Raw genomic sequence first — 3,818 nt, 5'->3', positions numbered from 1 at the left:
GGTTGCGCTGATTGGCGCAGCCGAAAGTCCAAGACTGGCGGTTTTCCAGATAGCCCTTGTTCTTGATCGACGGGCCGATGTCCTCGGGCCACAGGCCGCACGGCCCGGCCACCGCCGTGACCTTCGGATACAGCAGTCGGATCGCCGCGAAGGTGCGCCGATCAGTGGGATGATAGGGCTTCACGATGACGCCGCGCGCCGGCACGCCGCCTGCGGTCAGCACCGATTGAATTTCGCGCACCGTTTCGCCCGCGGCGCGTGCATTTGGCGTGCCCGACGGGACTTCGGCGATGATCGAGCCGGTGCCCTCGCGCAGCCAGTCGCGCCCGAAAGCCATTACATCGGTGCGCTGCGGTGAGGTAAGACCGCCGCGGCCGTTGCCGACGAACACGACGATGCTGCGATCGGCTTCCTGGATCGCGATCGGATGCCGCTGGCGATAGTCGAGCGGGATGCTGGCGGTGACGTCTTCGGTGCTGCCGGTGTGGGTGCAGGCGCCGAGCGACAGCGATACACCGACCAAAGCGGCCCCGAAACCGAGGCCGCGACGCATCCGGGCGGGTGTCATGGAAATCATCGTCCTGTCCTCGTCCCGCTCAGTCGGTGATGAAGCCGAAGCGGCCCCGATAGTTCTGGCCTTGTGCGGCGGTGCGGCCGGGCACGCCGTAGATCTTGTTGATATTGCCGAGCAGATCGGACTGCGGATCCGAGGCGTCGGCGAAGCCGTCGTCTGGCCGCGACAGATCCTTCTGCGCCACGGCGCGTACCACATAGGGCGTCACCAGCACCATCAGTTCGGTCTGGCGGTTGATGTAGTCGCGGCTGCGGAACAGCGTGCCGAGCACCGGAAGCTGGGTCATGCCCGGCAGGCCGTTGATCGCCTGCTTGGTCTGGTCCTGGATCAAGCCGGCCATTGCCAGCGAACCGCCCGACGGAATCTCGACCGTGCTGTCGACGCGGCGGGTCTTGATCGACGGCACCGACAGGCCGCTGATCGTGATCGCGTTGTCGCTCGACACTTCCGAAACTTCCGTCGAGACCTTGAGGCTGATCTTGCCTTCGCTCAGCACCACCGGCGTGAAGTTGAGCAGCACGCCGAATTTTTTGAAGGTCACCGAGGGCGTGCAGAGGCTGTTGGTACAGGTCACGCCGCTCGGCACCGGAAATTCGCCACCGGCCAGGAAGCTCGCCGGTTCGCCGGAGATCGCCGTCAGGTTCGGCTCGGCGAGGGTGCGGACCACGCCCGCGCTCTCCATCGCCTTCAGCGTCGCCTGAACGGACGGACCGTTGCCGAACGACGTCGTCAGCGCATTCCCGGAGACCAGCGGCTGGCCCGATTGCGTGAACGGATTGGAGTTGGTGAACTTCACCACCGAGGTGCCGTAGGTCATGTTGGCAGTCAGATCGACGCCGAGCTGCTTGATGACGTTCCGCTGCACTTCGGCGACGGTGATCTTCAGCATCACCTGGTCGCGGCCGCGGATCGCGATATTGTTGACGACCTTGCTGGCGTCGCCGGTCAGCCTGGCGGCGAGATCGGCGGCCTGCTGGGCCTCGATCGCGGTCGCAGCAGAGCCCAGCAGCATGACGCCGTCGCCGAGGCCCTCGACGTGGATATCCGCGTTCGGAATCGATTGGCGCAGGGCGGTCCGGATGCCGTTGAGATCGCGCGTCACGGCGATGTCGTAGGCCCCGATCTGCTGCCCACTGGCGTCGAAGAACACGATGTTGGTCTGGCCGACCGCGGCGCCGATGATGTACGCGCGCTGCGCCGACCGCACGACGGCGTTGGCAATCTTCGGATCGGCGACGAGCACGTCCTTGATGTCGCGCGGCAGGTCGATAACCACCGACTTGCCGATGCCGAGCGCGAGCGGGCGCGCGTTCAGGCCGGCCCCCGCCGTCTGCGCTGGCGTCTCGCGATAATCGCCGGCGTGAACCGGCGACCAAGTCGGAAGCAGCGTCAGCGCGACAGCGGCGGACAGCGCCGCCGCGGTGCTTTTGACGGTGCGGATGAATCGGTGATTGGTCCCGCGGCTCATATCCGTCTCTCTGCTCACTTCGGCATCGTCGTTTGGGTGGCGACGCCGTAACGAACGACGTTGATGCTGTCCCGCTTGCCGCCGCCGGTGTCGTCGGTCACGGCGGGCGCATTGGCGTCGGCGAGGCTGCGCAGCGCCAGGGACAGGGTCCCGCTCTGTCGGGCGCGGGCGAGGAATTCTGCCTGATCGGGCTTCAGTTCGAGCGTCGCGGTCTTGCCGACCACGACTTTCTGGCCGTTCTTCTCTTCGACGGTCTGATCGATCGCCAGCACGCGAACGTTGCTCAGAATGATCTCGGAGTTGACGGTTTCGCCGCCGCCGCCGGCGCGGTCAGGATTGCGGTCGCGCTTCGACAGGATGACGTCGACGCGATCGTTCGGCAGGATGAAGCCGCCTGCGCCGGTTTCCGGGGAGATCTCGGTCGAGACCGCCCGCATCCCGGTCGGCAGGATCGCCGCCATGAAGCCGGAGCCCTCGGCCTTCACCAGTTTCTGTTCGCGGATCGGCTCGCCGGCGATGAACGGCGACCGCGCGATCGAACCGACGAGTTGGCGGGGCGCTTCAGGCTGTTCGTTGCGGCGGATGAATTGCGAGCTGGCGGTCGCGGTCGGCCAGCTCTGCCACTGGACGTCGTCGGGGCCGACATGCTGACCGAGCGGAATGTCGGATTTCGCCACCAGAACGTCGACGGTCGGCAGTTGCGCGACCGGGGCGGGCGGGCCGGCGGTTTCCTGCCCGCCGCCGCTGCTGGCAAGATACGCGGCGACGGCGCCGGCGCCGATCGCAATGGCCAGAACGACGATGCGCGCGGAATTCATACGCTTTCACTTCCCGAATGACTCGGCGACGGATCCCGCCGCAGTAGCTGGAGTTGACCAGCTATTCGTCAAAGCATGGTTAATGACGCGTATCTAAATCGAGTTAACGAGATGTTCCCGGCTCGTCAGTGCAAGGCAAAGCGCGCGAGGTCGACGGCCTTGATCCATTCCGTCTGCGGATAGATCATCAGCGCGCCCAGCGCGATGGCGATGCCGTAGGGAATACCTGTTTCCTGGGCGTGTAGCCGCGTCAGCCAGGCCTGGTTATGAAACGGATAGGGGAGCGGCCACTGCCGGAAACCGAGCAGCAGAAGCGTCAACGCGCCGCCGAACAGCGACACGTACAGCAGGTAGTCGAGCAGGTGGGTGAAGCCGAACCATAGCGCCGCCGCCGCGGCGACCTTGGCGTCGCCACCGCCGATCCAGCCCATTGCAAAACAGGTGAAGCCGACCGCGAGCACCGCAGCGCCGGCGCCCAGATGCCAGGCAAATTGCTCGATGCCCATCCCGCTAAGCGGCGCCAGCACCAGAAAACCGGCGATCAGCAACAGCGAGACACGATTGGGAATCGTCATCGTGAAGAGGTCGCTGGATGCCGCGAAGGCCATCAGGGCCGGGAACAGCGACAGGCGCAAAACGTCAGCGATCATCGTCGAGTCTCGCCGAAAGAGAAAGGCCGCGACCGCCGCGAACCGGAGCGGTCAAGCTATCCCGCAGAGGTGAACGATCGGAAAACGAGGCGCCGATCACCAGATCAGCGCGATGCGAACCGCGAGCGCGACGATACCGAGCAGGAGAGCCGCGCAGACCGCCTGCCTGGCGGCAATCTCGCGCAGCGCGGGTCGTGTGGTGCCGGTCAGGAGTGCCGGATCGGATCGACTCATACGCGTAACTCGGACTGCTGACGATCGCGGAACGGCTTCAGGAAAGAAAAGGCCCCGGCGTGGCCGAGGCCTTG

At 65.6% G+C, this 3,818-nt stretch carries 5 protein-coding genes; all 5 read right to left on the bottom strand.

Annotation, left to right across the window (positions count from 1 at the left end; genetic code table 11):
* Positions 1 to 577 (bottom strand): CpaD family pilus assembly protein (locus tag ACOJTD_RS26230; protein WP_420135778.1); only part of this gene is annotated, 577 nt, incomplete at its 3' end.
* Positions 578 to 596: 19 nt separating this feature from the next.
* The gene (locus ACOJTD_RS26225; RefSeq protein WP_420135777.1) at positions 597 to 2,042 is read right to left on the bottom strand and encodes a type II and III secretion system protein family protein; all 1,446 of its coding nucleotides are present in this window, start codon (positions 2,040 to 2,042) and stop codon (positions 597 to 599) included.
* Between the two features lie 14 nt (positions 2,043 to 2,056).
* Complete coding sequence (cpaB, locus tag ACOJTD_RS26220) at positions 2,057 to 2,860, bottom strand: Flp pilus assembly protein CpaB (RefSeq protein ID WP_420135776.1); 804 nt, start codon at positions 2,858 to 2,860, stop codon at positions 2,057 to 2,059.
* 125 nt (positions 2,861 to 2,985) lie between these two features.
* Entirely contained in the window at positions 2,986 to 3,510 is a 525-nt protein-coding gene (locus ACOJTD_RS26215) for an A24 family peptidase (RefSeq protein WP_420135775.1), read from the bottom strand.
* 96 nt (positions 3,511 to 3,606) lie between these two features.
* On the bottom strand, positions 3,607 to 3,744 hold the full coding sequence (locus tag ACOJTD_RS26210) for a hypothetical protein (RefSeq protein WP_420135774.1): 138 nt from the start codon (positions 3,742 to 3,744) through the stop codon (positions 3,607 to 3,609).
* Positions 3,745 to 3,818: the final 74 nt, after the last annotated feature.

Origin of the sequence: Rhodopseudomonas sp., from assembly GCF_048594845.1 — a bacterium.
GTDB lineage: Bacteria > Pseudomonadota > Alphaproteobacteria > Rhizobiales > Xanthobacteraceae > Rhodopseudomonas.
This window is presented reverse-complemented; position numbering and strand designations above follow the sequence as displayed.